Below are 5,310 nucleotides of genomic sequence, written 5' to 3'. Positions count from 1 at the left end.
CACCAAACAACACCCAAACAGGCACTGCCATCGCTCCGGAGCAACTTTTCAAACTTACCCGCCAAACCCAACCCGGTCAAATCAGCCTGTTCTGGCTGATCCGCGCAGGTTACCCGGCGTTCCCCACCCAGAACATGACCGTCTAGCGGAAATATTCCGTTTGTGTGGGGTTTGGCCGCTCATGCCGGTCCGGGTTTTCCCGTTCCAGCGGCGGCGACTTAGAAGACATTACACGTCACCCAACACGTGCGCAAATCGGCCAGGTGCAGCTAGAAATTCCCGCGGATCCGCGGGTCATCCATCCTTTGTCGCCGTCATTTGACTATGGCAGCTTTGTTTGTACCCACCAGGGCAATCTAAGCGGGACCCACTTCGGCTGTTTCGGGGTGTCACGGGCAGTTTGAGCCGGACCCACCTTCACCGTTGTTGCAACGCTTTTTTGGTTGCTCAAGGTGGAGGTTCGAATGGAGTCTCGGGTGGAAGTTTTTGCGCGGATCCGGCGTGATGCGCGCGTGGAGGGTCTCTCGATCAGGGAGCTGGCCCGACGTCATGGTGTCGGCCGGCCAACTGTCCGGCAGGCCCTCGGGCAGGCGGAACCACCAGCCCGAAAGCCCCGGGTGCGGGCAGCGCCCCGGTTGGATGTATTCAAGGCTGTGATCGACGCGATGCTCCGGCAGGACCTTGAGGGTCCCCGCAAGCAGCGTCATACCGCGAGACGTGTCTTTGCTCGCCTCGCTGATGAGCACGGGGCAAAAGAGCTGTCCTATTCGACGGTCCGTGACTATGTCCGCAAACGTCGCCCGGAAATTGATGCGGAGGCCGGCCGGCTGCCGGAGGTCTTCGTTCCTCAGGAACATGCGCCGGGGGCGGAGGCGGAAGTCGACTTCGGGGAGGTCTGGGTGGTGCTGGCCGGGGTGAAGACCAAGTGCCATATGTTCACCTTCCGCCTGTCCAACTCCGGCAAAGCGATCCACCGGGTCTATTCGACCCAGGCGCAGGAAGCGTTCCTCGAAGGCCATATCGACGCATTCGAGGACATCGGCGGCATCCCGACCCGACACATCAGGTACGACAACCTCACCGACGCGGTCGTGAAAGTCATCTACGGTACCGGCAGGCAGCGGACCGAGAACCAGCGGTGGCTCTTGTTCCGGTCCCACTACGGGTTTGACGCTTTCTACTGCCACCCTGGCATCGAGGGCGCCCATGAGAAAGGCGGCGTCGAGGGGGAAGTCGGCCGGTTCCGCCGCACCCACCTGTCCCCGATGCCCGTCGTCGATTCCCTTGCCGAGCTCAATCACCAGATCAGGCAGTGGGACATCGATGACGAGGACCGCCGTATCGATAGCCGTCTTCATACCGTCGCCCAGGACTTCGCCCTCGAACGATCCCTGCTCGCGCCGATCACGGCGGAACGGTTCGAGCCGGGCCTGACACTGACACTGACACCAAGGGTGAACCGGTCAAGCCTCATCCGGGTACGGATGGCGTCCTACTCCGTTCCGGCCCGGGTCATCGGACGACCCGTGCGGGTTTTTCTTCGCGCGTCCGAGGTAGTCGTCTTCGACGGCCGTACCGAAATCGCCAGGCATCCCCGGGTGGTGACGCAGCACGGGCAGAGCGTGGACCTTGACCATTACCTCGAGGTCCTCCACCACAAACCCGGCGCCCTGCCAGGCTCGACTGCTCTGGCCCATGCACGAGCGTCCGGGGCCTTCACCTCCGCCCATGAAGCGTTCTGGGCCGCGGCCCGCAAGACCGACGGGGACGCCGGCGGCACCCGCGCCCTGATCGATGTTCTTCTCCTGCACCGGTCGATGGCAGCCCAGGATGTCATTGCAGGGATTACCGCAGCGCTCACCGTCGGGGCGGTCACCGCCGATGTCGTCGCGGTCGAGGCCCGCCGGTATGAAGCCCTGGGTGGGTCCGGTTTGGACCGTCATCGTGTTGAACAAGCCCGTGGCCCCGAGCGACGGGTTGTCAGTCTTACTCAACGCCGTCTCGCGGATCCGGCCGCGGTCATCGCCGGTCTGCCAGTCGACACAAGGCCTTTGCCGTCGGTTGCCGCGTACGACCAGTTGCTGCGCCTGCCCGAACGAACAGAACCCGCAACCAATAACACCATCAATGACGCAGCCCAGAAGGGAACAGCATCATGACCACCACGACCAGCATCACCACGACCCTGCGACGAAGGCGAGGCCTCACCGAAGAAGCAGCCAACGCAGCGATCGACCAAGCCTGCCGCAGGCTCCGCCTTCCAACGATCCGCGCTGTCGTTGACGAAGCCACGACGAAAGCGCAGAAGGAGCAGCTGAGCTATCAAGGGTTCCTCGCAGAGCTGCTGCTGGCCGAGTGTGACGACCGCGATCGGCGGTCCTCGGTGCGACGAGTCAAAGCCGCAGGGTTCCCAAGAGATAAATGGCTCGGAGATTTCGACTTCGATGCCAACCCGAACATCAACCCGGCCACCATCAACACGCTAGCCACCGGAGACTGGGTCCGAAGAGGGCAACCGCTCTGCCTCATCGGTGACTCCGGCACCGGCAAAAGCCACCTCCTCATCGGCCTCGGCACCGCCGCTGCCGAGAAAGGCTTCAGGGTCAGATACACGCTCGCCACACGCCTCGTGAACGAACTCGTCGAAGCCGCCGACGAGAAAAACCTCGCCAGGACCATCGCCCGCTACGGCCGAGTGGACCTGCTGATGATCGATGAACTCGGCTACATGGAACTCGACCGGCGCGGCGCCGAACTCCTCTTCCAAGTTCTCACCGAGCGAGAAGAGAACAACTCGATCGCGATCGCATCCAACGAGTCCTTCTCCGGCTGGACAAAGACCTTCACCGACCCCAGGCTCTGCGCCGCGATCGTGGACCGGTTGACCTTCAACGGCACCATCATCGAAACCGGCACCGACTCCTACCGGCTCGCCCACACCCGCGCCCAACACACCACCTGATCGGTTGAAATGTGGTTACTTCACCCTGTCAAAGCGGGGCCCACCTCACCGGGCCGTGCAGCATCGAAGGTTTGCCGGGAGATCTTTGGTAACGATGGCAGGGAGCCATGCCCTGTGGTGAGAGACGCTATCTCGTCGATGATCTCGTGGACGGTTTCAGCGATAGTCACGCTCGTCCGGGCAGGACGATGAGCCCCACCTGTCCCACGATTGAGGTGTCAAGCAGTACGGCTCGAAACTAATAAGTCGGCTGATCAATTTACTTGTTCGTTACCAGGGAGTAACGTAGATAAAATAACGGGAAGCATCCCAACCGTCTTTTGAAGGAGATAAACCGATGCAGACCATGAAGAAGACTCTTACCACTGTCGCACTCGCTGGAGCCCTGACCCTTGGCGGAGCCGGAATGGCGCAGGCAGCACCGAACCAGACCGCAGGTGCAATCGGTGGACTGGTAGCAGCCGCCGTGAACGTCGACCGCACGGTGGACATCGATCAGATCCAGATCCTCAGCCCCGATGGAAGCATCAACATCATCCGCGACGTCGACGTGGACGTGAACAACGTCCTCAACGGGCTGACCATTCAGATCCTGAACAACAACGACATCGACGTACAGGACGTCGTGGACGTCACCATCGTCGACAACGTGCTCGTTGTTGTGGTGGACGTTCTCTAGTCCTCGCTGATAATAACTGCCTGCTAAAAGGGGAAGCCCGCGCTGCGAAGCGCGGGCTTTTCTATTGGGCGGGCCAATCATTTGCATCAGGTTCCTCCCTCGCTGATCGACACGAACCGCCTCACAAGCTGCAGGCACACGCCCGTGACAATCCACCACAACTCTCTTAGCTGTCGATCCCGCCCGCTTTGAACAAGGCGTTGCCGCAGGCGTCGTACTGGGTGACTTCTGTTCAACTACCCGAAGCCTGGCCACACACGGGCCTTTCTCGCTGCCAATCCTCACACCCCGGCCCCCAGACGTGCCAGTGGTTCACTAGGGGAATTCTTGGTCCCGAAGAAGATCCCTCCGGTACTGCACACACTAAGCAGTGGGTCCCACTTAGACCGCCCCCATGGGTCCCGCTTAGGTTGACATAGTCAGTCATTAGGCGTCAGTGGCACGCCTGCATGGCTGTGACGATAAACATAGACTACGAGCATGTCGCACCGTCAACTCCCGGCCGCCCAGGTGTCAGTTCTACAATCGTGGATTGGGCCCTATGAAGTCCTTGAGGACAAATCGTGGCCGCTGCAGGACACTACTGTGCAGCGGGTAAGACCGCTCAGAACGGGATCGGGCAGTGAGGTGTTTGTTAAGTACAGCGCCACCAGCCACCACATCGAACGCGAGCTCACCGCGTACAGCTCCGGCGTGAACGCTCTAGGAGACCATGCCCCGGTTCTCCTCCACTCATCGCGCGTACATCAAATGTTCGCCGTCAGCTCCCTTCCGGGTGCCCTGGTGCAAGGCCGGGCGGAGGAACTGGCGCCGGACACGCATGAGCGGGCCGGCACTCTGCTGGCACGATTGCACCAACACCGGGGATGGTCAACTGCTTATCTACCGGGCCTGGTTCGGAAGACAACGCGATTCATGGAGCAGGGGCATGCGCTCTTCTCAGGTGGGGACGCAGACAGCATCCACCAGGCGCTCGGAACCCTCTATCGAGGTCCGGTGGAGGTGGTCCTCACACACGGGGACTATCAGCCACGGAACTGGTTGATAGAGGACGGCATCGTATGCGTCATCGACTTTGGCCGAGCCGACGTTCGGCCGTGGGTCTCGGACCTGGTTCGCCTGAAAAACCAGCAGTGGATCGGCAGGCCGGATCTTCAAGAGGCATTCATGGCCGGCTACGGCCAGGCCTTGACCGAAACAGACGCGAAGGTGTTCGCGGCTGAATCGATACTCCAGGCTGTTGGCACGGTAGTCTGGGCGCACGATGTCGGCGACGGGGACTTCGAGGAAGTAGGACGGATGATGTTGATCAATGCCTTGAACAGAACCTGGTTGCTACCCTGTTTGGGTTTTAATGCGTGAAGGGCCCCACCGTCTGTGGTGGGGCCCTTCACGTTAATGGTTGTCCGGCGGTGTCCTACTCTCCCACACTCTCTCGGGTGCAGTACCATCGGCGCTGTGGGTCTTAGCTTCCGGGTTCGGAATGGGACCGGGCGTTTCCCCCACGCTGTGACCGCCGTAACCTTGTGTACCCGTGGCCCCCGCGTGTGTGTGGGGGTGGGTAAATCTGGTGGTTACAACATTGTCTTTATGTAGTTTTAGACCTGTTGTGTTGTTGTGTTCCCGTGGTTTGTTGGTTGGGAACCGCATAGTGGACGCAAGCATGTAG

Annotated in this window: 5 protein-coding genes and 1 rRNA gene; 4 read left to right on the top strand and 2 right to left on the bottom strand. The window is 60.8% G+C overall.

Translation table 11 applies throughout. From position 1 onward, the window contains the following. Window positions 1-464 precede the first annotated feature (464 nt). On the top strand, window positions 465-2,159 hold the full coding sequence (gene istA / locus Y708_RS22175; RefSeq protein WP_051478411.1) for an IS21 family transposase: 1,695 nt from the start codon (window positions 465-467) through the stop codon (window positions 2,157-2,159). Next, the gene (istB, locus tag Y708_RS0101450) at window positions 2,156-2,962 is read left to right on the top strand and encodes an IS21-like element helper ATPase IstB (RefSeq protein WP_035774959.1); all 807 of its coding nucleotides are present in this window, start codon (window positions 2,156-2,158) and stop codon (window positions 2,960-2,962) included. Before istA ends, istB begins: the two co-directional genes overlap by 4 nt. Window positions 2,963-2,982: 20 nt before the next feature. Here the strand turns inward: istB and Y708_RS28900 are convergent, their stop codons facing one another. Then, window positions 2,983-3,132: a hypothetical protein gene (locus Y708_RS28900; RefSeq protein WP_155853621.1), complete on the bottom strand. Its 150-nt coding sequence runs from the start codon at window positions 3,130-3,132 to the stop codon at window positions 2,983-2,985. A 167-nt stretch (window positions 3,133-3,299) separates the two neighbouring features. On the opposite strand from Y708_RS28900, the gene Y708_RS0101445 reads away from it, so the two are divergent. Next, window positions 3,300-3,641: a hypothetical protein gene (locus Y708_RS0101445; RefSeq protein ID WP_026551084.1), complete on the top strand. Its 342-nt coding sequence runs from the start codon at window positions 3,300-3,302 to the stop codon at window positions 3,639-3,641. A 480-nt stretch (window positions 3,642-4,121) separates the two neighbouring features. Next, the gene (locus Y708_RS27240) at window positions 4,122-5,003 is read left to right on the top strand and encodes an aminoglycoside phosphotransferase family protein (RefSeq protein ID WP_051478409.1); all 882 of its coding nucleotides are present in this window, start codon (window positions 4,122-4,124) and stop codon (window positions 5,001-5,003) included. 42 nt (window positions 5,004-5,045) lie between these two features. Here Y708_RS27240 and rrf read toward each other — a convergent pair. Beyond that, window positions 5,046-5,162: ribosomal RNA gene (gene rrf, locus Y708_RS0101435) — 5S ribosomal RNA — on the bottom strand. Window positions 5,163-5,310 lie beyond the last annotated feature (148 nt).

Source organism: Arthrobacter sp. H5 (assembly GCF_000520595.1).
GTDB lineage: Bacteria > Actinomycetota > Actinomycetes > Actinomycetales > Micrococcaceae > Arthrobacter_D.
The sequence above is the reverse complement of the archived record's forward strand: the minus strand, read 5'-3'. Positions and strand labels throughout refer to the sequence as shown.

Bases quoted from the DNA above. Each gene is read 5' to 3' on its own strand.
- Y708_RS0101445 (WP_026551084.1), top strand. From the start codon at position 3,300: ATGCAGACCATGAAGAAGACTCTTACCACTGTCGCACTCGCTGGAGCC.
- Y708_RS27240 (WP_051478409.1), top strand. From the start codon at position 4,122: ATGTCGCACCGTCAACTCCCGGCCGCCCAGGTGTCAGTTCTACAATCG.
- istA (WP_051478411.1), top strand. From the start codon at position 465: ATGGAGTCTCGGGTGGAAGTTTTTGCGCGGATCCGGCGTGATGCGCGC.
- istB (WP_035774959.1), top strand. From the start codon at position 2,156: ATGACCACCACGACCAGCATCACCACGACCCTGCGACGAAGGCGAGGC.